Origin of the sequence: Streptosporangium sp. CA-135522 (assembly GCF_050949235.1) — a bacterium.
Classification (GTDB): Bacteria; Actinomycetota; Actinomycetes; order Streptosporangiales; family Streptosporangiaceae; genus Streptosporangium.
This window is the reverse complement of the sequence record NZ_CP192026.1, coordinates 7,141,851-7,164,479: the sequence shown is the minus strand read 5'-3', so window position 1 is coordinate 7,164,479 and position 22,629 is coordinate 7,141,851. Positions and strand designations below refer to the sequence as shown.

The following is a 22,629-nucleotide window of genomic DNA, read 5'->3' as shown; positions in this document are numbered from 1 at the left end:
TTCCAGTGGGCGGCACATGGAAGACTTGTCACCATGTTGCGCTGGTTGACCGCCGGAGAGTCCCACGGCCCCGAGCTCGTCGCGATCCTGGAAGGCCTGCCCGCAGGGGTGGAGGTGACCACGGCCGATATCGATGAAGCCCTGGCGAGGCGTCGCCTGGGCTATGGCCGGGGTGCCCGGATGAAGTTCGAGCAGGACGTGGTGAACGTCGTGGGCGGCGTGCGGCACGGCCGCACGCTCGGCAGCCCCGTCGCCGTTCGCGTGGGCAACACCGAGTGGCCCAAATGGGAGACCGTCATGGCGGCCGATCCGGTGGATCCGGCGCTGCTGGAAGGACAGGCCCGTAACGCGCCGCGTTCCCGCCCCCGCCCAGGCCACGCCGACCTCGCCGGCATGCAGAAGTACGGCTTCGACGACGCCCGGCCGGTGCTCGATCGGGCCAGTGCCCGCGAGACGGCCGCCCGTGTCGCGCTCGGCCAGGTCGCCAAGAACTTCCTCAAGCAGGCGCTCGGCGTCGACATCGTCAGCCACGTCGTCTCGATCGGCGAGGCACGCAGCACGCAGGGCGTCGTCCCGGGCCCCAACGACATGGCCGCGGTCGACGCCGACCCGGTGCGCTGCGCGGATCCGGCCGGCAGCGCCGCGATGGTCGCCGAGATCGACAAGGCGCACAAGGAGGGCGACACCCTCGGCGGCGTCGTCGAGGTGCTCGCCTATGGCCTGCCGCCGGGGCTGGGCAGCTACACCCACTGGGACCGTCGCCTCGACGCCCGCCTCGCCGCCGCCCTGATGGGCATCCAGGCCATCAAGGGCGTCGCCGTCGGCGACGGGTTCGAGACCGCCCGCCGTCCCGGCTCCCAGGCCCACGACGAGATCGAGAACACCGCCGACGGCGTGCGCCGCATGACCAACCGGGCGGGTGGCGTCGAGGGCGGTATGACCAACGGCGAGCCGTTGCGCGTCAGCGCGGCGATGAAGCCGATCTCCACCGTGCCGCGGGCGCTGGCCACCATCGACGTGCTGACCGGTGAGGCGGCCAAGGCCCACCACGAGCGCTCCGACGTGTGCGCTGTCCCGGCCGCCGCGATCGTCGCCGAGGCGATGGTCGCGCTGGTCCTCGCCGACGCCGCGATCGAGAAGTTCGGTGGCGACTCCGTCGAGGAAGTCGCCCGCAACCTGTCCGGCTACCTTTCGTCGATGGTGATCAAATGAGCGGGCGGAGCGGATTCGGCTCCCGGACCGGCGAGCCGCTAGAGGAGGCACAGTGAGTCCCCGCGCAGTTCTGATCGGTCCTCCCGGCTCGGGCAAGACGACCGTCGGCCGGCTGCTGGCCGACCGCCTGGGAGCCTCCTTCCGCGACACCGACGCCGATGTGGAGGCCACGGTCGGCAAGCCCGTGGGCGACATCTTCGTCGAGGACGGAGAGGAGCGCTTCCGGGCGCTGGAGGCGCAGGCCGTACGGCTGGCACTGGCCGAGCACGACGGCGTGCTCTCCCTCGGCGGTGGCGCGATCCTGGACGAGGCCACCCGGGCGCTGCTGGCCGGTCACGCGGTGGTCTATCTGGAGGTCGGCCTGTCGCAGGCCGTGCAGCGGGTGGGCCTGGCCTCGGCGCGGCCCCTGCTCGTGCTCAACCCGCGCAGCCAGCTCAAGAAGCTCATGGACGCCCGCCGTCCGATCTACGAGGGGCTGGCCGCCGTCGTCGTGGCGACCGACGAGCGCAAGCCCGACGAGGTCGTCGACGAGATCGTGAAGGGGTTGCAGCCATGACGGTCTCCAGGATCAAGGTCGACGGGGAAACCCCCTACGACGTGGTGATCGGTGCCGGTGTGCTCGGTGAGCTTCCCGGCCTGCTCGGCTCCGGGGCTCGCACCGTGGCCGTCGTCCACCCGGCGAGCCTGCCGGAGATCGCGCGGCCGGTCTTCGGCGCCATCGAGGCCGCCGGATACGAGGTCGTCCCGCTGCCGGTGCCCGACGCCGAGCAGGCCAAGACGATCGACGTGGCCGCCGGGCTCTGGTCGGCCTTCGGCCGTTACGGCATCACCCGTTCCGACGCCGTGGTCGGCGTCGGTGGAGGGGCCACCACCGACCTGGCCGGGTTCGCCGCCGCCACCTGGCTGCGCGGCGTCAAGGTCGTTCAGGTGCCGACCACCCTGCTCGGCATGGTCGACGCCGCGGTCGGCGGCAAGACCGGGATCAACACCCCGGAGGGCAAGAACCTGGTCGGTTCCTTCCATCCTCCAGCCGGTGTCCTGTGCGACCTGGCCACGCTGGTCTCGGTGCCTCGCGACGACTACGTCGGCGGGCTGGCGGAGATCATCAAGGGCGGTTTCATCGCCGACCCGGAGATCCTGACGCTCATCGAGGACGACCCCGAGGGCGCCCGCCGTCCCGAGGGACGGCACACCCGCGAGCTGATCGAGCGGAAGGTCCGGATCAAGGCCGCCGTCGTCGGCGCCGACCTGCGCGAGGGCGGCCTGCGGGAGATCCTCAACTACGGGCACACCCTGGCCCACGCCATCGAACGGGTCGAGGACTACCGGATGCGCCACGGCGAGGCCGTGGCCATCGGCATGGTCTACGCCGCGGAGCTGTCGCGCCTTGACGGCCGGATCGGCGCCGACGTCGTGGACCGGACCCGGTCCATCCTGACCTCGGTCGGGCTGCCCACCTCCTACCGCCGCGACGCCTGGCCCCAGCTCCGTGACCACATGCGCCTGGACAAGAAGAGCCGCGGTGCCAAGCTGCGCTTCGTCGTCCTGGACGGCCTGGCGCAGGTGTCCCCGCTGGAGGACCCGCCGGAGGCCCTGCTCGAAGCCGCCTACGAGGAGGTCGCCCGATGAGGCCGCCGAGCGGTCCCGGCGCGGCGGTCCCGGTACGGCGGACCCGGCGACGGGAGGCGAACACCGGTGCTGTGACGGACACGCCGGCCGGCACGGCCACGCGGCCGGTGGAGAGCGGTGAGTGACCCCATGAGACCCGTTTACGTGCTCAACGGCCCCAACCTGTCGCGGCTCGGCACTCGCGAGCCCGACGTCTACGGCGCGGAGACCTTCTCCGATCTGGCCGCGCTCTGCCGGGAGACCGGCCGGGAGCTGGGCCTGTCGGTGGACGTCCGGCAGACCGACGACGAGGCCGAGATGGTGGCCTGGTTGCACGAGGCCGCCGACGGCCGGGTGCCGGTGGTCCTGAACCCGGCCGCCTTCACCCATTACTCCTACGCGCTGCGCGACGCCATCGCCCAGCGCACCGCGCCCCTGGTCGAGGTGCACATCTCCAACCCGGCCGCGCGCGAGGAGTTCCGGCATACCTCCGTGGTCGCGGCGGTGGCCACCGGCACCATCGCGGGCTTCGGCCTGAGGTCCTACGTGCTCGCGCTGCACGCCATCGCCGAGAGTGTCCGGTGAGCAGTTACCGTTCTTTCGTCGCCCTCGGCGACAGCTTCACCGAAGGACTGAACGACCCCGCGACGGACGAGCCCGGCACCGACCCGCTGCACGTCACGCGTTACCGGGGCTGGGCCGACCGGGTCGCCGAGCGGCTGGCCGATCTCGACCCGGAGTTCCGCTACGCCAACCTCGCCGTGCGAGGCAGGCTCATCGACCAGATCGTCGAGCAGCAGGTCCCGCGCGCGATCGAGATGAGGCCCGACCTGGTCAGCCTCTGCGCCGGGGGCAACGACCTGCTCCGCCCGGGCAGCGACCCCGATCGGATGGCCAAGAAGCTGGCCGGAGCCGTACGCGATCTGCGGACCACCGGTGCGCAGGTGCTGCTGTTCACCGGGGTGGACCCGCGTGACACCCCGATCATGCGGCGTGCCCGCGGCACGTTCGCGATCTTCTACATGCACGTCAGGTCCATCTCCGAGCTGTACGGCTGCCGCCTGGTGGACCAGTGGTCGATGCAGGGCCTGCGTGACTGGCGCGCCTGGAGCGACGACCGCCTGCACATGAACGAGGAGGGCCACCGGATGGTGGCCGCCAAGGTCTGCGAAGTGCTCGAGGTCGACTGCGACGACGACTGGCGCAAGGCCTGGCCGCCCCGCGACCGGGTGGATCCCGGGCTCAAGCGCAGGGAGGACGTGCGGTGGGTGCGCGAGCACTTCGGCCCATGGGTCGTCCGCCGCCTGCGGGGCCGCTCATCCGGTGACGTCCTCGACCCCAAGCGCCCGGATCTGCTGACCTTCCCCTGATCCGCCGCCCGCGGGGCCGCTCATCCGGTGACGTCCTCGACCCCAAGCGCCCGGATCTGCTGACCCTCCGCCCGCGGCTCGGCGGCCGCGGGCGAGGGGGCTACGACGTGGTGAGGCGTTTGAGGGCGTCGCGGACCTTCGCCGGGTCGTTGGTGGGCCAGAAGGGCGGCAGGGAGTCGCGCAGGAAACCCGCGTAGCGCGCCGTGGCCAGGCGGGGATCCAGGACCGCGACCACCCCCTTGTCATGCTGGCTGCGCAGCAGCCGCCCCGCGCCCTGGGCGAGCAGCAGGGCGGCGTGGGTCGCGGCGACCGTCATGAAGCCGTTGCCGCCCTTGGCGGCGACGTGCCGCTGGCGGGCGGAGCTCAGCGGGTCGTCCGGGCGGGGGAACGGGATGCGGTCGATGATGACCAGCCGCAGGGACGGCCCCGGCACGTCCACGCCCTGCCAGAGGGACAGGGTGCCGAACAGGCACGTCGGCTCGTCCTCGGCGAACTGCTTGACCAGCAGCATCGTGGAGTCGTCGCCCTGGCACAGCAACGGCACGCTCAGGCGTTCCCGCAGGGCCTCGGTGGCCGCCTTGGCGGCGCGCATCGAGGAGAACAGGCCCAGGGTCCGGCCCCCGGCGGCCTCGATCAGCTCGGTCATCTCCTCCAGGTAGGCCTCGGGCAGGCCGTCCCGGCCGGGCTGGGGCAGATGCTTGGCGACGTAGAGGATGCCGCTGCGCGGGTGGTCGAACGGCGAGCCGACGTCCAGCCCGGTCCAGCCGGACCGCTCCTTGCCCCCCTCTTTGGCGCCCAGGCCCCACTGGCGGGCCAGCCCGTCGAAGGCGCCGCCCAGGGCGAGGGTGGCGGAGGTCAGGATCACCGTGCGGTCGCCGAAGAGCTTGTCGCGGAGCATGCCCGCCACGGTCAGCGGCGCGACCCGCAGCAGGGGCGGGCGGCGCTCGGTGCCCGCCTCCAGCCAGACCACCTCGGCCCGGTCGACCTCCTCCGCGTGGCCGAACGCGTCGAGCATCCGCTGCGCGGTGTCGTGGACCTCGTCCAGGGCGGTGAAGGCCGCCTTGCGCAGGCCCGCGCCCTCGGGGTCGTCCTTGTCGGCGCTCATCCGAGGGCCGAGCGCGGTGATGCAGGCCCACGCCGCGTCGCGGATCAGGGCCAGCGTCAGCCCGAGCACCTCGGGGAGATCGTCGAGGCGCCCGGGGGGCGCGACGGCCAGCAGCGCCTTCAGGTCCTCCCCGGCCTCGGTGAGCCGGTCGCCGAGGTGGGGTTCGATCAGCTTGCCGACCCGGCGCGCCGCCAGGGAGACCATGGGCTCCGACAGCTCGCCGCTCACCACCGAGGTGACCCGGTCGACAAGCTCGTGAGCCTCGTCCACCACGACCACGTCGTGCTCGGGCAGCAGGGGGAAGTCCTCCATCGCGTCGATCGCCAGCAGCGCGTGGTTGGTGACGACGACGTCGGACTCACCGGCCCGGGCCCGGGCCAGCTCGGCGAAGCACTCCATCCCGCTCGGACACCGCGTGGCGCCCAGGCACTCCCGGGCGCTCACCGAGAACTGCCGCCAGGCCTGCTCGTTGACGCCGGGCACGAGCTCGTCGCGGTCGCCGGTCTCGGTCTCCTGGGCCCACTCCTGGATGCGCTGGACCATGCGCCCGGTCAGGCTCACCTCGCGCGGGTCGAAGAGCTGGTCCTGCTCGTCGTCGGGCCACCCCGCGCTGGCCTTGTAACGGCACAGGTAGTTGCGGCGGCCCTTGAGGATCGCGAACGTGGGCGCGTGCGGGAGCTGCGGGGCGAGCGCCTCGGCGAGCCGGGGCAGGTCGCGATCGACGAGCTGGCGCTGGAGCGCGATGGTGGCGGTGGAGACGACCACGGCGCCCTTGGAGGTCATCGCGTGGCGGATCGAGGGGATCAGGTAGGCCAGGGATTTGCCGGTGCCCGTGCCGGCCTGGACGGCCAGGTGGTCACCCGACTGGATGGCGTGCTGCACCGCCTGCACCATCGTGATCTGGCCGGAGCGCTCCACACCGCCGACGGCCTCGACGGCGGTGCTCAGCAACTCCTCCACCGGCGGCAGATCCGCCTTCGGGGAAACGTCTTCGGCTGGGGCGATGGACTCGGTCGGCACGACAGCCAACCGTACCCGCTCCGCCCGACAGGCGCGGCTGGCTCCGCCGAGTCACCGGCCGAACGCATCCCGGAATTCGGGAACCCGGAGCTTGACTCCCATGGCAAACTGGCTGGATCATCCGGCTCACCGACCCCGTGAGATCAAAGAAGATCTCCCCGTCTGGTGTCATAGTGACGGAAGATGGGGACGGAAAGACCGGTTCGGTAGAGTTTCCCGAGGTCGAGTGGACGAATAAAGGCTGGTTAAAGCACTATGTCCTCCATGTCGGAAGTTGTCCCGTTGCCGTCGTTTGGCGAGGTGTTCTTTGACGAGCGTGGCCAGGAGCGGGTGCTCCGGGTCACCTGGCACGAAGGCACGCTGGTGCTGAGCTTGTGGCGCGGCGAGATGTGCAGCGCCAGTTTCCGCATGCCCATGCAGGACGTGGGCCGCCTGGTGGACACCCTCGACGAGGGTTTCGTCGAGGCCGGCGGCCAGTATCCCGACGAGGTCGGCGAGCAGCACCTCCACGTGGCCGACCACCAGGAGCACGGGGAGTTCCCCGGCACCGGGCAGTACGCCCGGCCGCGCCCCGAGGACTACGCCCAGCAGCAGTACGCCGACCCGGCCGCGCCCCAGATCCAGCAGCAGTACGCCGACCCGGCGGCGACCCAGATCTCGCCTGTGCCCGAGGAGCCGCGCCAGGTTCCCGCCCTCGGCCCCAACGACGTGCTCGTCGCGCGGGGCGCGGTGCCACCCCTGGACCGACCCCAGGACCGCGCCGCCACCGGGTACGGCCCCGCCGACGTGGTGCCGCGGGAGAACATGATCGTGGGCGACTCCCTGCCCTACGGGCAGCCCTCGCCGGCCGAACCGCTCGGGTCCGGTTCCGGGGAGCCGCTGTACCAGATGCCCGGCGCCCCCTACGCGTCCCCGCAGCCGGTGGACCCCTTCGCCGCGCAGGCGCAGCAGCCCGATCCGTACGCCGTGCCGTCCTCGCAGCCGGCGGACCCGTTCGCCGCCGCGCAGGCGCAGCAGCCGGATCCGTACGCCGTGCCGTCCTCGCAGTCGGTGGACCCGTTCGCCGTCCCGGTCACCCGGCAGCAGCCGGTGGACCCCTTCGCGCCGCACGTCGAGCAGTTCCCGTCCTCCGCCCACCAGCCGCACCCCGACCCCTACGCGACCCAGGGGCAGCACTCCACCGACCCCTTCGGGTTCGCGGCCCAGCAGCAGCAGTCCTCCTACGGGGCCCCACGGTCGGACGCCTACGGCTATCCCGCCCCCGCCCAGCCCGACCCTTACGCGTTCGGGACCCAGCAGGCCGCCCCGCAGCCTTCCCACCAGGCCGGTCACCCGGCCGACCTGCGTGATCTGTACGGCTCCCCGCCCGCCTACGATCAGAACGTGGACCCCTCCGACCCGCTGGGCCTGCGCGGTCAGCAGGCCGAGCAGCCGATGCCGCGCCCCTATCTCCAGGACCCGCCGCACTCCACCGGCGAGCGGCTCCGTCCCGAGCCGCGCTACGACGAGCAGCGCTACGACGAGCGGCGGCACGAGGATCGGGGCGAGCGCCGCGACTGGTGATCGGAGGAGCGGCGCCCGAGGCGATGAGCACAGCACTGTGAGGGGTCCCATACGCTGATCACTCGTAATCGGGTGGGAGTGGGATGAACCAAGCGTCAGTGCTGCAGATGCTGGTGGTGCCGGTCATCGCGATCGCGGTGGCCGCGGTGGCCAGGCGCAAGAGATGGCCGGTACCCCTGCTGCTGGTGCTGGCCGGCCTGGTGCTGTCGCCGCTGGTGCCGCAGTACGAGCTGGATCCCGAGCTGGTCCTGCTGGTGTTCCTGCCGCCGTTGCTCTACTCCGCCGCGATCGACAGCTCCTACCTGCGGCTCAAGGCGGTGCGCAGGCCGGTCGCGCTGCTGTCGGTCGGCCTGGTGCTGTTCACCACCCTGGTCATCGGCTGGGTCACCCATCTGCTCATCCCGAGCCTGCCGCTGGCCGCCGCGTTCGCGCTCGGCGCGATCGTGGCGCCGCCGGACGCGGTCGCCGCGGTCGCGGTGGCCCGCCGGCTCGGGTTGCCCCGCAAGGTGGTCACGATCCTGGTGGGGGAGAGCCTGTTCAACGACGCCACCGCCCTCACCGCCTACCGGGTGGCCATCGCCGCCGCGATGGGAGCCGGGATCACCTGGCCGGACGCGGCGGGCAGGTTCCTCTACTCGGCGCTGGGCGGCGTCGTGGTCGGCGTCGTGCTCGCGTGGGTCCTCGCCCGGGGGCTGGCGCTCCTGCGGGACGCGCTCGTCGAGAACACCGTCATGCTGCTCATCCCGTTCGCCGTCTATCTGGCGGCCGAGAGCGTGCACGTCTCCGGTGTGATCGCCGTGGTGATCGTCGGCCTCTACATCGGCCACCGGATGCCCAGCGCGGGCTTCGGCACCCGGATCCTGTCCGACGCCGTCTGGCGGGTGGTGGACTTCTTCCTGGAGTCGGTGGTGTTCGTGCTGATCGGCCTGCAGCTCTGGCCGATCATGAAGGCGCTGGAAGGGGCGGACCCGTGGAAACTGGCGGGAATGGCCCTGGCCGTTTTCGCCGCCGCGGTGCTCGCCAGGGTCGTCTGGGTCGTGCCCAGCATCTACCTGCCCAGAGTCCTGTCCAGGAAGGTCCGCGACCGCGAGCCCCACGCGCCGTCCTGGCAGAACGTGGTCATCGTGAGCTGGGCGGGCATGCGCGGCGTCGTCTCTCTCGCCGCCGCCTTCGCCCTCCCGGCGGGGTTCCCCGGCCGCGACACGTTGCTCTTCCTCACCTTCGTGGTGGTGATCGGCACCCTGCTGATCCAGGGGATGTCCTTCCCGGCGCTCATCCGCCGGTTGAAGATCTCCAACGAGCAGGAGATCTACACCGACAACCTCGCCGAGGCCGCCGCCCAGCAGGCGGCCGCCGCCGCCGGGCTGGCCCGCCTGGAGGAACTGGTGGCCGAGGGCGTCGCCGACGTCCACGAAGAGGTGGTGCAGCAGCTCATGTCACGCTCCGAACGCCGGGCGCTCACCGCGTGGGAACGCCTCGGCGGCGGTACGGGTCCGGAGGGGGAGGAGACGCCGAGCACCGTCTACCGGCGGCTGCGCAGGGAGATGCTGGCGGCCGAGCGCGTGGTGTTCGTACGGCTCCGCGACGAGGGACGCGTCGACGACGAGGTGCTCCGAAGGGTCATGCAGGAGCTCGACTTCGAAGAGGCGACCCTCGAACGGGTCTAGCCGATGATGTTGTCGACGTAGCACCACCGCCAGTCCTCGCCCGGTTCGAACGAGGCCACGACCGGGTGGTCGATCTCCTTGGCGTGGGCGGTGGCGTGCTTGCCGGGCGAGGAGTCGCAGCAGCCGACGTGCCCGCAGGACAGGCACTTGCGCAGGTGGACCCAGCGCGTGCCGGCGCTGAGGCATTCCTCGCATCCCTCGGGGGTGCGAGGGAGCGGGTCCTGGGCCTGAGCGAGATGCTCGCAGGTAGACATGTTCTCCCCTTGTATGGATGTCGCGTGGCGATCGTACGAGCAGGGCCGCGGTCAACGAGATCGTCCACGACGGCGACGCCGCTGCGCGGTGTCCGGCCGCCGGTGTCCGGCCGGCCCCGACATGACGCGATCCCGCGAACGCGGCGGGCAGAACCACCTTACTCGGCGCGCCTCGGGCCGATCGGACGCGTGCGAGGGCGCCTGCCGTACCGGCTCGTTGGGTAGGGTCGGGGCATGCGACCCCTTCCGCGACGAATCCCCGCTCTCGCCGCCTCCGCGCTGGCCGCTGTCCTCATCACCACCGGATGCTCGGAGATCCAGCAGGTGAGCGAGGGCGTCGACAAGGCGCAGCAGTGCCTGCAGGCCGCCGGCATCGTCACCGACACCGTGCAGAAGATCACCGGTCTGATGGACGATCCCGCGGCCATGGAGAAGGCGCTGAACGACGGCGCCGCCAAGCTGGGCGACCTGGCCGACAAGGCGGCCAACACCACGCTCAAGGAGGCCGCCGACTCCGTGGCCAAGGACCTGGAGAAGCTGAACGTCAGCAACGCCAACGAGGCCGTCGACGCGGGGCAGAAGGTCGCGACCGACTCGGTCAAGTGGGTCGAGCGGCTCACCGGCGCCTGCAGTTGAGGCCCTGCTCAACCCAGCTTCTCTAGGGGAAATGTGGTTGAAATAGCGTCGTTTCCATGGACAGCCCCGGCAACGAACCGGACCCTCGGTTCACGCTCGCGAACGAACGCACCTTTCTGACCTGGCTGAGCACGTCGCTCGCGCTGAGCGCGGGCGGCGTCGCCATGGCCGCGGTCTCCGAAGACGTCTTCGTGCCCTGGATGCGAACCGTGCTCGCGCTCGGCCTGGTGTCCCTGTCGGCCCTGTCGGCCGCGATGGCCTATCCCCGCTGGCGCCGCGTCCAGCGCGCCCTGCGCAGCGCCGCCCCGCTCCCGCCCCCGGCCATCGCCCCGCTGCTGGGATACGGCGTGGCGGCCGTGGCCGTGCTCGCCATGGTCCTCATCCTGCTGGGCCGATGAAGCCGCCGTGGGATGAGGGCCTGCAGAGCGAGCGGACCCGGCTGGCCTGGGCTCGCACCGCCGCCGTGCTGGCCGTCAGCGGGCTGGGCGCCGCGGGTCTCGGGCTGCGCACCGGCATTCCCCTGATCGCCGTCGTCCCCTTCGCCCTGGCGGCCCTGTGCGGCGCGCTCCTGCTGGCCCGTTCGGGCGTCCGTTACCAGCGCGTTCAGCACGCCCTGCACGAGGGCAGCCCCCTCGACGAGCAGGCCGACGTCGTCATCGCCTGGATGGGCACGCTGGCCGCCGCCGCCGGAGCGGCCGGGTTCGTGCTCACCCGCTAGTCTCCGCATCGGAGGAGCCGGTGGGCGAACGGCTCAGTTTCGTACACATGTTTCCCCGGTTGACCGCTGCTCGATGGGATAACTTCTCCGAATTAGATAAAAATGCGGCAGGATATCGCAGCATGTCCCGCTTCGATGATCTGCCCGGTTACGCGGCGTCGATCGCTCCTCTGATCGACGCCGTTCACCTCGGTGTCCACGTCGCGAGCCGGCCGCTCGGCCGGGAGCTCATCGAGCGGTCCGGGCTGCATGTGGATCTGCTGATCGATCTGCGTTACGTGCTCCCCGTCCGGCCGCTCACCCCCGAGGGGCTGGCCGCCCTCTACCGCTACAACCCCTTCGACGACGCCGAGATCGGCCTGCAACTCGCCCAGGGCGCCCTCGTCCTCGACGACGGCGGCCTGCTGCACGCCACGGACAGGGCGCTGGCGTTCGTCAAGGACCTGTACGAGGTGCACGCGGCGGTGACCGGCCGGATGTGGGCGGCCCACACCGACCGGCTGCCGGAGCTCGCCGACTTCGCCGGGCGGCTCCTGACGGCCGGCGCCGGCAGCGGTGGCACGGCCTTCGCCCAGGCCTCGCCGCCCCACGAGCCGGAGGGGACGCCGGCGGGGGTGCTGCTGTTCAACCGGCTGGCCGCGCTGCGCTACCACCGCGCCGACGTGCACGCCGCCGCCTGGCGGGACGCCGGTCTCACCGCCGCCCAGATCGTCACCCTGACCTCGGGACCCGTCCGCAACAGGATCGAGGCCGAGACCAACCGGCGGGCGGCCCTGCCGTACGAGACCCTGAGCACGCGGGAGCGGCAGGCGCTCCTGGTGGGCCTGAGCATCCTGGACCAGGCCTGAGGACGGCCGGAGCCCGTCCTCGTGGTCCGGGCCGCCCTAGGACTCGGCGCCCAGGGCCACGGTCTCGGCGACCTCGGCGTGGCGTTCGGTCTCTTCGGCGGCGAAGCGCTCGGCGTCGAGCTTGTCGGCGATCTCCTCGTCCTGCCTCATCAGCGTGTCCAGGCTCTGACCCGCCATGTCCAGGACGCCCATGTCGGCGTAGGCCTGCTGGAGGCGGGGGCTCCACAGGCCGATGTCCTTGACGCACGGGACGATGCGGCTGAACAGCAGGGAGCGGAACAGCTTGAGGTATTCGGAGTGGTCGACGGCCTCCATGGCCTCCGCGACCTCGGATTTGTTCAGGCCGATGGTCTCCCACGTCTCCCGCCCGCGCAGCCGGTCGCGCATCAGGTAGCAGCCCTCGATGACGAAGTCCTCGCGCTCGCGCAGTTCGGCCTCGCTGAGCTGCCGGTAGTAGTCGCGCAGCGCCATCCGGCCGAAGGCCACGTGCCGGGCCTCGTCCTGCATCACGTAGGCGAGGATCTGCTTGGGCAGCGGCCTGGTGGTGATGTCGCGCATCACCCCGAAGGCGGCCAGGGCCAGGCCTTCGATGAGCACCTGCATGCCGAGATAGGGCATGTCCCAGCGGGAGTCGCTCAGCGTGCTGTCCAACAGCGCCTTGAGGTGTTCGTTGATGGGGTAGGCGAGGCCGACCTTCTCCTGCAGGAAGCGTGCGTAGGTCTCGGCGTGCCGGGCCTCGTCCATGGTCTGTGTGGCGGCGTAGAACTTGGAGTCGAGGTCGGGAACCGACTCCACGATCCGGGCCGAGCAGATCATCGCGCCCTGCTCGCCGTGCAGGAACTGGGAGAACTGCCAGGCCGCGCCGTGCAGCCGGACGTCCTGCCGCTGCTTTTCCCCCATCCGGTCCCACAGCGGAGTGCCGTGGATCGCGATGGTGTCGTCGGGGATGCCGAGCACGTTGTACGGATCGACCTCAAGGCTCCAGTCGATGCGTTTGACGGAGTCCCACTGCTTGTCCTTGCCCTTCTGGTAGAGGGCGAGCATGCGGTCCCTGCCGTCGTCGTACTCCCACGTGAAGCGAGCGGCTCCGGCCGCCTCGACATCCCACGTGGAAAGCTCGGCCGGGATCGTGTAGAGATCATGGGTCGACATGCGGCCTCCAGAGACGTACACCGTACGTACACCAGCGAGCGTCGCACGTACGGTGTACGTGCGTCAAGGTGGGGACACAATGGCGGTATGCCTGCTGAGCCACTGTCCCGTCCGCGAATCGTCGCCGCGGCCATCGACCTGATCGAGCGTGAGGGCGCCGACGCTGTCTCCATGCGCAGGATCGCGGCCGGTCTGGGCGTGGGCGTGATGTCGTTGTACAACCATGTGCCCAACAAGTCCGCCCTGCTCGACGGGGTGGCCGAGACCGTGCTGGCGCAGATCGAGTTCGCCGACGACCCGGACGCCCACTGGACCGACCGCGTGCGGATGCAGGCGCTCGCGTTCCGGCAGATCGCGCACCACTATCCCCGCTGCACGATGGTGGTGGTCAGCCGCCAGCTGCAGTCGACCGCGGGACTGTTGCCGGTGGAGCGGGCGCTCGCCACGCTGCGCAGCGCCGGGTTCGACGGGCGCGACGCGGTCCGCATCCTGCGCGTGTTCATCGCCTACATCGTGGGCTCGCTGCTGCGGGAGGTGGGGGTGACCCCGACCTTCGCCCCGGTGCACCGGCCCGACGTGGCGGTGGAGAACGTCGATCCTCTACTGTTCCCGCAGGTGAGCGGGCTGGCTCCGGAGCTGGTCGACTGCGACCCCGAGGCGGAGTTCGAGTTCGGCCTGGAGATGTTCATCCAGGCGATAGCCGTGCAGCTGAAGAGGTGACGTCCGGGACTCGCGAGTCCCGGACGTCTGAGGAGTGTTCCCTTCCCCTGGACACTCCTCCGGAGATCAGTACCAGTTACTCGACTGGAAATGACCCCATGCGCCGCACGGTGACCCGTAGCGGCTCTTGATGTAGCGAAGACCCCAGCTGATCTGGGTGATCGGATTCGAGCGCCAGTCCCCGCCGCTGCCGCTCATCTTCGAGCCCGGCAGTGCCTGGGGGATGCCATAGGCCCCCGAGGAGGCGTTTTGCGCCTGGTGGTTCCAGTTGCTCTCCCTGGTCCAGAGACTGTCCAGGCAGCGAAACTGGCTGTGGGACCACATGCGGCGGGAGACGAGGCGAAACGCGATCGCCTTGTTCCTGCTCTTGGTGGTCGCGGCGGTCGATACGACCTTCTTGGGCCGGGCCTGGGTGAACCAGGTGCCCCGGTGCACGATCATCTTCGCCAGCCCTTTCCCGGCCGGCTCCGCGATCCGCTCGGCTCGCCCGATCGCCGCGGGTCCGACCACGGTCGAGGCGGCGATCATGGTGGCAACTGTGTTCCGCAGGACGCGGTAGCTGTTCATGTTGATCCTTGTCCGCTGGCCGCGTGCGGGAGGTGCGTGAGGGGCGCAGACCCCTTACGCACCGGACGATCCGGCGCCCGTGGCTCGGACGTGGAATGCCCGCGCGGTCCCGCCGGCCCGTTTCCGGCATGGGACACCGCGACGTTTTCTCTAGGGCGCTTTCTAGTACGCGAGGCGAGCGCCGGGCGGTGGCTGTGACACGCCGTGGAAAGGTGTTTGCCCGATCTTCGTGGCCTACGGGTGGTTCGGCGGGTTCCGGCTTACCACGAGCGGGACGCCTATGCGGGGGGAGGAGGCGAAAATCACCCCGGCATGGGGTTTGGATCTAATACCAGCCGCGTGAGCGGAAGTGCGCCCATGCTCCGCACGGCGAGCCGTAGCGCGTTTTGATGTAGGACAGGCCCCATTTGATCTGGGTTCTGGGGTTGGTGCGCCAGTCGCGTCCGGCGCTGGCCATCTTGCCGCCGGGCAGCGCCTGGGGGATGCCGTAGGCGCCGGAGTAGCGGTTGTGCGCTCGGTGGTTCCAGTTGCTCTCCCGGGTCCAGAGCAGGCTGAGGCAGCCGAACTGGCTCTTGGTCCAACCTCGCGCGGACACCATGGGCGCCGCGATGGCCTTGTTGCCCTGCCGCGCGGAGGAGGCGTGGGCGGCCGTGGCGGTGGTGCTGACGGCGAGCGCCGAGGTGACCAGCAACACGCTGGTACGGCGTAGCGTCGGCATAGGGGATTGCCTTTCGCTGGGATCGAGGGACGGCCGCCACGATGCCGCAGCGATTCCCCGACGGGCCAGTCGACAGCGCTTGTCGAGGTCTCTGTCAAAGATCGGTTAGAAAAGGATCACGTGCCTGGTGAGGGGTTCGGCGTCTCACCTATGGCGTCCATCACATTTCACTTCTTGGACCGCATAACTCTCAAACGTGACAAGCCGATTAGGGTGCAGGCCATGAACATTCGTGATATCCCTGTCCGCACCCTCGCCGACGCGCCCACCACTTTGGCCGAGCTGGCCGGCGACAAGGCCCTGCTGATCGTCAACGTGGCCTCCCGGTGCGGTCTCACCCCGCAGTACGCGGGCCTGGTCCGGCTTCAGCAGACCTACGCCGACAGGGGGTTCACCGTCGTCGGCGTCCCCTGCAACCAGTTCATGGGCCAGGAGCCGGGCAGCGCGCAGGAGATCCAGGAGTTCTGCTCCACCACCTATGGCGTGGACTTCCCGCTGCTGGCCAAGGCCGACGTCAACGGCGAAGACCGGCACCCGCTCTACGCCTCGCTCACCCCGGTCCCCGACGCCGACGGCGAGGCCGGGGACGTCCGGTGGAATTTCGAGAAGTTCCTCGTCTCGCGGGAGGGGGAGGTGTCGGCCCGCTTCCGCCCGGCCACCGAGCCCGGCGACCCGGCCGTCATCGCGGCGATCGAGAAGTCCCTCTAGGGGCGCAGCTGCCCCTGACGATCAGTTCGGTGGGCAGCAGCACGCTGCGCGGACGCCGGCCTCCGGCGCGCAGCACCAGCTCGGCCGCGCGGTAGCCGATGTCCTGGGCGGGCTGGGCGATCACGGTCAGCGGCGGGGAGCACAGCTCGGCCCACGGCACGTCATCGAACATGATCAGCGACAGGTCCCTGGGCACCCGCAGGTCCAGCTCCCGTGCGGCGAGCACGGCCGCCTCGCCCAGCAGGTTGCCCCCGGCCAGCACGGCGGTCAGGTCGGGGCGGCGCTGGAAGAGCCCGGCGGCGGCCGCGTAGGCGGAGTCACGGCTGCCGCGCGCGGAGACGATCAGCTCCTCGTCCACGAGCGCGCCCAGCGCCTGGCGGAAGACCGACAGGCGCTGCTGCTGCCCCGGGCCGCCGAGATAGGCGATGCGGCGGTGGCCCAGTCCCGTCAGGTAGTCCACCGCGGTCCGCACCCCCGCGCGGTCGTCGGCCAGGACCGCGGGCACGTCGTCGCGCCCGGCCGCGAGCCGGTGCGCGAAAACCGTGGTGAGCCCGGCCCGCAGGGTCGGCGCCCAGGTCTCCCCGTCACCGGTGGGGACCGCGATCGCCCGGTCCACGCCCTGCTCCAGCAGCATGCCGATCAACTCGGCCTCGCGCTCCGCGTCGTCGCCGGTCGCCCCCAGGATCACCGGCTCGCCCGCCGAACGCGCGCAGGCGAGCACGCCGTCGGCCAGGCGGCCGTAGAAGGTGTCGGTGATGTCGGGCAGCAGCAGCCCGATCCCGCCGGAACGCTGCTGGCGCAGGTTGCGCCCGAGGGCGCTGGGCCGGTAGTCGAGCTGGGCGGCGACGGTCAGCACCCGCTCCCGGGTCCCGGGGCTCGCCGAGCCGCCGGACAGAACCCGCGACACCGTGGCGACCCCCACCCCCGCCGCCTCGGCGACATCCTTGATGGTCGTACGACGCATGTTCATGGAAACGATTCCATCATGTTTTCCGTGACCGTTCCAGCGCGAAGCGATAACGGCGGCCCTGCTGACAAGGAAGAATCAAACCAACCCTTGACACGGATGTCCGTTTCCGGTGAGATGCATGAAAACGTATCCACATCGGGTGAACGCGGGGTTGGCCCGAGGCGCTAAGGACATCCATGGCATCCATCGTTCTCAGCAACGTCGACAAGATCTACGCAGGTGGCGTAAAGGCCGTGAACAGCCTCAACCTTGAGATCAGGGACGGGGAGTTCATGGTGCTGGTCGGCCCGTCCGGCTGTGGCAAGTCCACCGCCCTGCGCATGATCGCCGGCCTTGAGGACATCAGCGGCGGCGAGATCGCCATCGGCGACCGGGTGGTCAACCACCTGCCTCCGAAGGACCGCGACATCGCCATGGTCTTCCAGAACTACGCGCTCTACCCGCACATGACGGTCGAGGAGAACCTCGCCTTCGGCCTGAAGCTCCGCAAGATGCCCAAGGCCGAGATCTCCAAGCGGGTCAACGAGGCCGCCAAGATGCTCGGCCTGGAGCAGTACCTCAAGCGCAAGCCGGCCGCCCTGTCCGGTGGTCAGCGCCAGCGTGTCGCCATGGGTCGCGCCATCGTGCGTGAGCCGCAGGCCTTCCTCATGGACGAGCCGCTGTCCAACCTGGACGCCAAGCTCCGCGTCTCCATGCGCGCCTCCCTCAACACCCTGCACGAGCGCCTGGGCGTGACCACGGTCTACGTCACCCACGACCAGGTCGAGGCGATGACCCTCGGCGACCGCGTCTGCGTCCTGCGCGACGGCCTGCTCCAGCAGGTCGACACCCCGCAGAACCTCTTCGACAGCCCGGTCAACCTCTTCGTCGCCGGTTTCATGGGCTCCCCGTCGATGAACTTCGTCAACGCCGAGCTGGTGCGCGGTGACGGCGGCGCGTCCGTAGCCTTCGCCGGCTTCAATCTGCCGGTGCCGGCCGAGACCTTCACCGAGAAGCCCGGCCTCGACCAGTGGTTCGGCAAGAAGATCATCCTGGGTATCCGTCCCTCCGACTTCGACGACGCCGTCGCCGCCAACGGCTCCGCCGGTGGCTGGACCCGCCTGCAGGTCCGCGCGGAGGTCACCGAGGAGCTCGGCTCCGAGATCAACGTCCTGTTCCTGATCGACGCCCCGCCGGTCCAGCACCAGGACACCGTCGCCGCGGCCGACGCCGGCGACGACGAGGAGGCGACGCTCCCGCTGGTGGGCGACAAGTCCCTGTGGACCGCCCGGGTCAACTCCCGCAGCCACGTCCGCCCGGGCCAGAACATCGAGCTGGTCGTCGACACCCACAACCTGCACTTCTTCGACCCGGTCTCGGGTCTGGCGATCGGCCACCACGCCAACGTCCGCGTCTGACCAACCCCGTAACACGAACGGGCCCGCGCCACGACCCCTCCCGTGGCGCGGGCCTTTTCGTGTGCGCTCCTTCGGAGTGGCTCGGTAAGCAATGACCGGTTTTGTCGTTATTAATGATGCCTAACGTTGAAGATCCAGTCTAAATGGACAATTTGCCTCTAAATTCAGCGGTTTCCGATTTACGGTGATGGTCGTTACCGTTTACTGAATTCATCGGCGTGTAGCCGTTCCGGGCGGCGGGGTATCTGATGAATGCCTCTGCCATAGCGGGGTGAAAGTAGAATCCGGTCCCCCGGACTCGCGAACGACACGGGAATCAGATGAACTCACACATCGGAAAATTCGCCTCCGGCCTTCGCGCGGGAAAGCGCATCCTGAACATCGCCGCCGCCACGACACTGGTCGGAGCGGGCCTGGCCCTTTCCTACCAGGCGTCGGCCGGCGCCGTCACGGTTAAACCGGCGGCCGTCCAGTCCTACGGGCATCTCACCGGAGTGGGATTCCGGAGCTTCCTGCTCTGTGGAGGCGGGGGGCACTGCGGGCACAACTGGTGGGGCGCCTGCGCCCACAACTGCGGCGGCGGCTGCCACTGCCATGACGGCCATGACGGCAGGCGCGGCAGGCGCGGCCGCCAGGGCGTGCAGGGAGTGCAGGGACGGCAGGGGCCGCGCGGACCGCAGGGCGTACAGGGCCCTCAGGGACCCCAGGGGCCGGCGGGACGCAACAACGGCATCGACACGGCGTTCCAGGGTAACAACAAGTTCATCGGCCGGGTGGTGAACGGGACGGCGCTCATCCGCGACCCGCGGACGACGCCTCCCTGGAACAACATCTCGACGCTGGCCGGCTTCCCCAGCGGGGCGACCGACATCTCCCTGGCGGTCATGGGCAACACCCTCCACGTCACGGTGCTGGGGGCCGGTGGCGAGGTCAGGCAGACGCAGTGCACGCTGAACCCCACACCGGGAACCGGCAACAACCCGGCGTGGCCCGGTAACTGCACCGCCTTCGAGAACCTCACGCCGCCGCTCTGAGCTCAGACGACGAGCCGTTGAGCTGACACAGACGCGCCGTGCCCGGGATCTCCCGGGCACGGCGCCGCCGTCTCCGGCGGCCCTTCGGGGCCTGTTCGATGTCTCTTCGGTGGGGCGGCTCCTCCTACCGGCGGCGGCCGAGGCGGCGGGAGACCTCGCCGGCCAGGCCCCTGGGCACCAGCCTGCCGGCCGCCACGATGACCTTGTAACGAATGTCCGGGATGCTCACCCGCCGGCCGAGGGCCAGATCCCGCATCGCCTCGTTCACCACGTCATCGGCCGACAACCACAGGAAACCGGGGATGCCGGAGACGTCCATCGAGGCGCGGTCGTGGAACTCGGTCCGGACGAACCCCGGGCACAGGGCCATCACCCGCACGCGGGTGCCGGTCAGCTCGGCGGCGGTGGACTCGCTGAAATTGACCACCCACGCCTTGGAGGCGCTGTAGGTGCCCCGGGTGAAGAACGCCGCCACCGACGCCACGTTGACGACCGCGCCCCGGTCGCGCTTCTTCATCCCCGGCAGCGCCGCCAGCGTCAGCCGCAACACCGCCTCGCAGTGCACTTTCAGCATCCGCAGCTCGTCGGCGACCGGAACCTCGAGGAAGGCGCCGGGGTGGCCGAAGCCGGCGTTGTTGACCAGCAGGTCGATCCCCTCGCGCAGCCGTCCCTCGACCGCCGTCAGACCTTCCTCGGCGGCCAGGTCGGCGGGGAGCACCTCGGCCTTCACCCCGTAGCGCAGGCGCAGCTCCTCGGTGAAGGCGGACAGGCGGCTCTCGTCGCGGGCGACCAGGACGAGGGAGAATCCGTCGGCGGCCAGGCGGCGGGCGAACGCGGCGCCGATGCCGGCGGTCGCTCCAGTGATCAGTGCGGAAGGCACGCCTGAAGTCTAGGGAGCGCCTCGCCCGGCCGGGTAACCTCCCGCCGGTTTTCCCGTTTCACCATTTGTCCTACTTTCGGGGAAGCAGTGCTGGAATGTTCTGCTGGCGGCGATTGTCAATCGTCAACATATGGAGAACAGTCCGTGATCCTTCGGTAAGAGCGGTGCGCTGAACGGGGCGTCCCAGGCTGAGAAGGATATAACGGGTTCCGTGGACATGTCGCTCGTATTCCGGGCGTCATTTCCCATGGCCTGAATCATCGCCACGGGGGAGAGTTTGGAATGGCTGGAAAAAGAACGACGTCTATTCTTCTGGCGGCGGCGATCGGGGGTGGATTCATGCTCGCGACCGCTACGGCGGCGACCGCCGAAACGGGGCTGTCGGCATCCGGGTTCGTCGTCGCGCCGCCCTACCCGCCGCATCCGATCAACAACAATAACAACAACAACGGCGCCGACCCGTTCGATCCGTCCGACCCGGACGATTTCGACTGCGGCGACGAGTGCTGCGACGACGGGTGCGGACCGATCGCCGAAGAGGTGACCGAGGAACTGCCGTTCACCGGAGCGCCGGTGGCGACCGTCGCCGCGCTGGGCGGTGGTCTGCTGGCCGCGGGAGCCGCCACGCTGATCTCCGTACGGCGTCGCCGATCTTCCAGTGGCGCCTAGAAAACATCGCCGAGTCGCCATGATCGGCCTGCTGGCCCCCGTCGCCGTGGTGACACTGGCCGGGGGCTGGTCGGCCCATCTGGGCCTGAGCGTACGGGACCATCTGGAGGCGACCAGGGACGCGCTGCTCCGGTTGCGCGCGGCGACGAGCACGCGCGATCCCGCCCTGATGGCCGGCGCGCTCGCCGACGCCCAGCGGCACGCGGCCGAGGCGCGACGGCTCACCGGCGGTCCGGACTGGTCGGTGATCGCCTATGCCCCGGTGGTGGGAGACGGCGCGACGACCGTGCGGGGGCTGGCCGAGAGCGCCGCGGAGTTGACGGACGTGCTGGCCGCCGTGCAGCGAGTCGGCGCGCCGTTCATCACCGCGACGACACACTCCCTGAACAGGCTGCCGCGGACGCTGGCCGACCTCGACGCGGCGGCGCCGGTCCTGGACGACGCCGCGACCCGGCTCGCACGGGTGAGCTCACGGCTGGCGGACACTCCGGCGGACACCGGTGTCGGTCCGCTGGACCAGGCGCGCGGTACGGCGCTGCAGGAGGTCGACCGGCTGCGGGGCTGGCTCGGCGACGCGGCGAACGCCGCCGCCCTGCTGCCCCCGATGCTGGGCCGCGACGGCCCGCGCCACTACTTCCTGGCGTTCCAGACCAACGCCGAGGCCCGGGGGACCGGCGGCCTGGTCGGCGCGTTCGGCATCCTGCAGGCCGACCACGGCCAGGTCGACATCAGACGGCTGTCCTCCGACAGCGGGCTCGGCGCGAGCTCCGTTCCCATCGTCGACCACGGTCCCGGCTACCGCGCGCGTTACGGGCCGAGCGCGGCCAAGCTGCTCTCCATCTCCAACCTCTCCCCGCACTTCCCGTACGCCGCGGCCACCTGGACCGGGTTGTGGGAACAGCAGACGCGCCGGCGGCTGGACGGTGCCCTGGCGACCGACCCGGTCGGCCTGTCCTACCTGCTGCAGGTGATCGGCCCGGTCACCCTGCCCGGCGGTGAGGTGGTGACCGCGGAGAACGTCGTCGACCTCACCGAGCGCACCGCCTATGCCCGGTACACCGACCCCGTGGCGCGCAAGCGGTTCCTCATCAAGGTCGCCGGAACCGTCAGCGAGGCGCTGCCCACGGCCTTCGCCAAGCCTTCCGAACTGCTGCCCGTCCTGCTCCGCATGGTGGACGAGCGCAGAATCCAGGTTTGGAGCCGCAGGGAGAACGAGCAGGCGCGCCTGTCGACGACCCCCGTCGGCGGCGTGCTGCCGCAGCGGCCGGGACCGTTCGCCGGGCTGGTGGTCAACAATTCGGCCGGCGGGAAGCTCGACTACTACCTGAAGCGCTCCGTCGACTACGAACTGGGCCCGTGCCGGGGGGCGTTGCGCCCCACGACGGTGCGCGTGCGGCTCACCAACGACGTGCCCGGGGAGAGGCTGCCCACCTATGTCACCCAGAGGCTCGACTCTCCCAAGCGTCCCCACGCGGTCGGCTCCAACCTGCTGTGGGTGTCGCTGTACGCCGGGGTCGGCACGAAGATACGGGAGGCGCGGGTCGACGGCGACCTGTTCCCGGTCATCAAGGAGGCCGAACGGTCCCACCCCGTCTACTCCGCCCTGCTGGAGTTCGCCCCCCGGCAGTCGAGGACGCTGGAGTTCCAGCTGATGGAGCCCTCCTCCGGTGAGTCGCCGCTGGTTCCGATACAGCCGCTGGTCCGTCCCCAGCACACCCGGATCACTCAGGATTCGCGAGGCTGCGACTCCTGAGGGGCTCGGCCCCGGCCACGCGACGCCACCTCGATGAAGCCGTCCCGGCCCCGAGCGGTC

The 22,629-nt window shown here is 70.3% G+C and carries 24 protein-coding genes; 17 read left to right on the top strand and 7 right to left on the bottom strand.

Translation table 11 applies throughout. The features are described 5' to 3' along the window. Positions 1-33 precede the first annotated feature (33 nt). The 5 genes from aroC (at position 34) to ACQPYK_RS34065 (ending at position 4,190) form a co-directional block, all read left to right on the top strand. Positions 34-1,212, top strand: a complete 1,179-nt coding sequence (gene aroC / locus ACQPYK_RS34085) for a chorismate synthase (RefSeq protein ID WP_433240224.1) — start codon at positions 34-36, stop codon at positions 1,210-1,212. A gap of 52 nt (positions 1,213-1,264) precedes the next feature. Next, the gene (locus tag ACQPYK_RS34080; RefSeq protein WP_433240221.1) at positions 1,265-1,768 is read left to right on the top strand and encodes a shikimate kinase; all 504 of its coding nucleotides are present in this window, start codon (positions 1,265-1,267) and stop codon (positions 1,766-1,768) included. Continuing rightward, positions 1,765-2,841 (top strand): 3-dehydroquinate synthase, encoded by a 1,077-nt coding sequence (aroB, locus tag ACQPYK_RS34075; RefSeq protein ID WP_433240218.1) that lies wholly within the window; start codon positions 1,765-1,767, stop codon positions 2,839-2,841. Before ACQPYK_RS34080 ends, aroB begins: the two co-directional genes overlap by 4 nt. A gap of 129 nt (positions 2,842-2,970) precedes the next feature. Then, complete coding sequence (gene aroQ, locus ACQPYK_RS34070; protein ID WP_433240215.1) at positions 2,971-3,405, top strand: type II 3-dehydroquinate dehydratase; 435 nt, start codon at positions 2,971-2,973, stop codon at positions 3,403-3,405. Next, on the top strand, positions 3,402-4,190 hold the full coding sequence (locus tag ACQPYK_RS34065; RefSeq protein ID WP_433240212.1) for an SGNH/GDSL hydrolase family protein: 789 nt from the start codon (positions 3,402-3,404) through the stop codon (positions 4,188-4,190). The genes aroQ and ACQPYK_RS34065 overlap by 4 nt, the downstream gene beginning before the upstream one ends. 100 nt (positions 4,191-4,290) lie before the next feature. On the opposite strand, the gene ACQPYK_RS34060 is transcribed toward ACQPYK_RS34065, so the two are convergent. Then, positions 4,291-6,315 carry an ATP-dependent DNA helicase gene (locus ACQPYK_RS34060; RefSeq protein ID WP_433240209.1) on the bottom strand — a complete coding sequence of 675 codons (2,025 nt, stop codon included), beginning with the start codon at positions 6,313-6,315 and terminating at the stop codon, positions 4,291-4,293. A gap of 264 nt (positions 6,316-6,579) precedes the next feature. Between ACQPYK_RS34060 and ACQPYK_RS34055 the strand changes: the two genes are divergently transcribed. Both ACQPYK_RS34055 and ACQPYK_RS34050 read left to right on the top strand, forming a co-directional pair. Next, a complete protein-coding gene (locus ACQPYK_RS34055) occupies positions 6,580-7,878 on the top strand; it encodes a hypothetical protein (RefSeq protein WP_433240206.1) in 1,299 nt (432 codons plus the stop codon). Between the two features lie 83 nt (positions 7,879-7,961). Continuing rightward, a complete protein-coding gene (locus ACQPYK_RS34050) occupies positions 7,962-9,545 on the top strand; it encodes a Na+/H+ antiporter (RefSeq protein ID WP_433240203.1) in 1,584 nt (527 codons plus the stop codon). On the opposite strand, the gene ACQPYK_RS34045 is transcribed toward ACQPYK_RS34050, so the two are convergent. Continuing rightward, positions 9,542-9,799, bottom strand: coding sequence for a ubiquitin carboxyl-terminal hydrolase 14 (locus ACQPYK_RS34045; RefSeq protein ID WP_433240200.1), 258 nt, complete (start codon positions 9,797-9,799; stop codon positions 9,542-9,544). The two genes, ACQPYK_RS34050 and ACQPYK_RS34045, sit on opposite strands and share 4 nt — an antisense overlap. Positions 9,800-10,033: 234 nt before the next feature. On the opposite strand from ACQPYK_RS34045, the gene ACQPYK_RS34040 reads away from it, so the two are divergent. The 4 genes from ACQPYK_RS34040 to ACQPYK_RS34025 all read left to right on the top strand — a co-directional run bounded on the left by ACQPYK_RS34040 (position 10,034) and on the right by ACQPYK_RS34025 (position 12,001). Then, positions 10,034-10,435 carry a hypothetical protein gene (locus ACQPYK_RS34040; protein WP_433240197.1) on the top strand — a complete coding sequence of 134 codons (402 nt, stop codon included), beginning with the start codon at positions 10,034-10,036 and terminating at the stop codon, positions 10,433-10,435. Between the two features lie 56 nt (positions 10,436-10,491). After that, on the top strand, positions 10,492-10,833 hold the full coding sequence (locus tag ACQPYK_RS34035) for a YidH family protein (protein WP_433240194.1): 342 nt from the start codon (positions 10,492-10,494) through the stop codon (positions 10,831-10,833). After that, positions 10,830-11,153 carry a DUF202 domain-containing protein gene (locus tag ACQPYK_RS34030; protein ID WP_433240191.1) on the top strand — a complete coding sequence of 108 codons (324 nt, stop codon included), beginning with the start codon at positions 10,830-10,832 and terminating at the stop codon, positions 11,151-11,153. Before ACQPYK_RS34035 ends, ACQPYK_RS34030 begins: the two co-directional genes overlap by 4 nt. Before the next feature lie 122 nt (positions 11,154-11,275). Further along, a complete protein-coding gene (locus ACQPYK_RS34025; RefSeq protein WP_433240188.1) occupies positions 11,276-12,001 on the top strand; it encodes a hypothetical protein in 726 nt (241 codons plus the stop codon). Between the two features lie 36 nt (positions 12,002-12,037). Here the strand turns inward: ACQPYK_RS34025 and ACQPYK_RS34020 are convergent, their stop codons facing one another. After that, positions 12,038-13,153 carry a ferritin-like domain-containing protein gene (locus ACQPYK_RS34020; protein ID WP_433240185.1) on the bottom strand — a complete coding sequence of 372 codons (1,116 nt, stop codon included), beginning with the start codon at positions 13,151-13,153 and terminating at the stop codon, positions 12,038-12,040. An 87-nt stretch (positions 13,154-13,240) separates the two neighbouring features. Between ACQPYK_RS34020 and ACQPYK_RS34015 the strand changes: the two genes are divergently transcribed. Further along, positions 13,241-13,873, top strand: coding sequence for a TetR/AcrR family transcriptional regulator C-terminal domain-containing protein (locus ACQPYK_RS34015; RefSeq protein WP_433240182.1), 633 nt, complete (start codon positions 13,241-13,243; stop codon positions 13,871-13,873). A 66-nt stretch (positions 13,874-13,939) separates the two neighbouring features. Here the strand turns inward: ACQPYK_RS34015 and ACQPYK_RS34010 are convergent, their stop codons facing one another. Together ACQPYK_RS34010 and ACQPYK_RS34005 are read right to left on the bottom strand one after the other, a co-directional pair. Further along, positions 13,940-14,440 (bottom strand): lytic transglycosylase domain-containing protein, encoded by a 501-nt coding sequence (locus ACQPYK_RS34010; RefSeq protein ID WP_433240179.1) that lies wholly within the window; start codon positions 14,438-14,440, stop codon positions 13,940-13,942. Positions 14,441-14,765: 325 nt separating this feature from the next. Next, the gene (locus ACQPYK_RS34005) at positions 14,766-15,158 is read right to left on the bottom strand and encodes a transglycosylase SLT domain-containing protein (protein WP_433240176.1); all 393 of its coding nucleotides are present in this window, start codon (positions 15,156-15,158) and stop codon (positions 14,766-14,768) included. A 222-nt stretch (positions 15,159-15,380) separates the two neighbouring features. Here ACQPYK_RS34005 and ACQPYK_RS34000 point away from each other — a divergent pair, with 222 nt between their 5' ends. Next, entirely contained in the window at positions 15,381-15,866 is a 486-nt protein-coding gene (locus ACQPYK_RS34000; protein ID WP_433240173.1) for a glutathione peroxidase, read from the top strand. Here the strand turns inward: ACQPYK_RS34000 and ACQPYK_RS33995 are convergent. Further along, on the bottom strand, positions 15,838-16,836 hold the full coding sequence (locus ACQPYK_RS33995; RefSeq protein WP_433240170.1) for a LacI family DNA-binding transcriptional regulator: 999 nt from the start codon (positions 16,834-16,836) through the stop codon (positions 15,838-15,840). The two genes, ACQPYK_RS34000 and ACQPYK_RS33995, sit on opposite strands and share 29 nt — an antisense overlap. Positions 16,837-17,012: 176 nt before the next feature. Here ACQPYK_RS33995 and ACQPYK_RS33990 point away from each other — a divergent pair, with 176 nt between their 5' ends. Further along, positions 17,013-18,233, top strand: coding sequence for an ABC transporter ATP-binding protein (locus tag ACQPYK_RS33990; protein WP_433240167.1), 1,221 nt, complete (start codon positions 17,013-17,015; stop codon positions 18,231-18,233). A gap of 320 nt (positions 18,234-18,553) precedes the next feature. Further along, positions 18,554-19,267, top strand: a complete 714-nt coding sequence (locus tag ACQPYK_RS33985; RefSeq protein WP_433240164.1) for a hypothetical protein — start codon at positions 18,554-18,556, stop codon at positions 19,265-19,267. A 124-nt stretch (positions 19,268-19,391) separates the two neighbouring features. Here the strand turns inward: ACQPYK_RS33985 and ACQPYK_RS33980 are convergent, their stop codons facing one another. Further along, positions 19,392-20,147, bottom strand: a complete 756-nt coding sequence (locus ACQPYK_RS33980) for an SDR family NAD(P)-dependent oxidoreductase (RefSeq protein WP_433240161.1) — start codon at positions 20,145-20,147, stop codon at positions 19,392-19,394. 339 nt (positions 20,148-20,486) lie between these two features. Here ACQPYK_RS33980 and ACQPYK_RS33975 point away from each other — a divergent pair, with 339 nt between their 5' ends. Together ACQPYK_RS33975 and ACQPYK_RS33970 are read left to right on the top strand one after the other, a co-directional pair. Beyond that, positions 20,487-20,816 carry a hypothetical protein gene (locus ACQPYK_RS33975; protein WP_433240158.1) on the top strand — a complete coding sequence of 110 codons (330 nt, stop codon included), beginning with the start codon at positions 20,487-20,489 and terminating at the stop codon, positions 20,814-20,816. Positions 20,817-20,835: 19 nt separating this feature from the next. Next, entirely contained in the window at positions 20,836-22,569 is a 1,734-nt protein-coding gene (locus ACQPYK_RS33970) for a DUF4012 domain-containing protein (protein ID WP_433240155.1), read from the top strand. The last annotated feature ends 60 nt before the right edge of the window (positions 22,570-22,629 follow it).

Bases quoted from the DNA above. Each gene is read 5' to 3' on its own strand.
- ACQPYK_RS33990 (WP_433240167.1), top strand. From the start codon at position 17,013: ATGGCATCCATCGTTCTCAGCAACGTCGACAAGATCTACGCAGGTGGC.
- aroC (WP_433240224.1), top strand. From the start codon at position 34: ATGTTGCGCTGGTTGACCGCCGGAGAGTCCCACGGCCCCGAGCTCGTC.
- ACQPYK_RS34015 (WP_433240182.1), top strand. From the start codon at position 13,241: ATGCCTGCTGAGCCACTGTCCCGTCCGCGAATCGTCGCCGCGGCCATC.
- ACQPYK_RS34000 (WP_433240173.1), top strand. From the start codon at position 15,381: ATGAACATTCGTGATATCCCTGTCCGCACCCTCGCCGACGCGCCCACC.
- ACQPYK_RS33970 (WP_433240155.1), top strand. From the start codon at position 20,836: ATGATCGGCCTGCTGGCCCCCGTCGCCGTGGTGACACTGGCCGGGGGC.
- ACQPYK_RS33975 (WP_433240158.1), top strand. From the start codon at position 20,487: ATGCTCGCGACCGCTACGGCGGCGACCGCCGAAACGGGGCTGTCGGCA.
- ACQPYK_RS34010 (WP_433240179.1), bottom strand. From the start codon at position 14,440: ATGAACAGCTACCGCGTCCTGCGGAACACAGTTGCCACCATGATCGCC.
- ACQPYK_RS34005 (WP_433240176.1), bottom strand. From the start codon at position 15,158: ATGCCGACGCTACGCCGTACCAGCGTGTTGCTGGTCACCTCGGCGCTC.
- ACQPYK_RS34050 (WP_433240203.1), top strand. From the start codon at position 7,962: ATGAACCAAGCGTCAGTGCTGCAGATGCTGGTGGTGCCGGTCATCGCG.
- ACQPYK_RS34020 (WP_433240185.1), bottom strand. From the start codon at position 13,153: ATGTCGACCCATGATCTCTACACGATCCCGGCCGAGCTTTCCACGTGG.
- ACQPYK_RS33985 (WP_433240164.1), top strand. From the start codon at position 18,554: ATGAACTCACACATCGGAAAATTCGCCTCCGGCCTTCGCGCGGGAAAG.
- ACQPYK_RS34025 (WP_433240188.1), top strand. From the start codon at position 11,276: ATGTCCCGCTTCGATGATCTGCCCGGTTACGCGGCGTCGATCGCTCCT.
- ACQPYK_RS34040 (WP_433240197.1), top strand. From the start codon at position 10,034: ATGCGACCCCTTCCGCGACGAATCCCCGCTCTCGCCGCCTCCGCGCTG.
- ACQPYK_RS34035 (WP_433240194.1), top strand. From the start codon at position 10,492: ATGGACAGCCCCGGCAACGAACCGGACCCTCGGTTCACGCTCGCGAAC.
- ACQPYK_RS34055 (WP_433240206.1), top strand. From the start codon at position 6,580: ATGTCGGAAGTTGTCCCGTTGCCGTCGTTTGGCGAGGTGTTCTTTGAC.
- ACQPYK_RS34045 (WP_433240200.1), bottom strand. From the start codon at position 9,799: ATGTCTACCTGCGAGCATCTCGCTCAGGCCCAGGACCCGCTCCCTCGC.
- ACQPYK_RS34030 (WP_433240191.1), top strand. From the start codon at position 10,830: ATGAAGCCGCCGTGGGATGAGGGCCTGCAGAGCGAGCGGACCCGGCTG.
- ACQPYK_RS33995 (WP_433240170.1), bottom strand. From the start codon at position 16,836: ATGAACATGCGTCGTACGACCATCAAGGATGTCGCCGAGGCGGCGGGG.
- aroQ (WP_433240215.1), top strand. From the start codon at position 2,971: ATGAGACCCGTTTACGTGCTCAACGGCCCCAACCTGTCGCGGCTCGGC.
- aroB (WP_433240218.1), top strand. From the start codon at position 1,765: ATGACGGTCTCCAGGATCAAGGTCGACGGGGAAACCCCCTACGACGTG.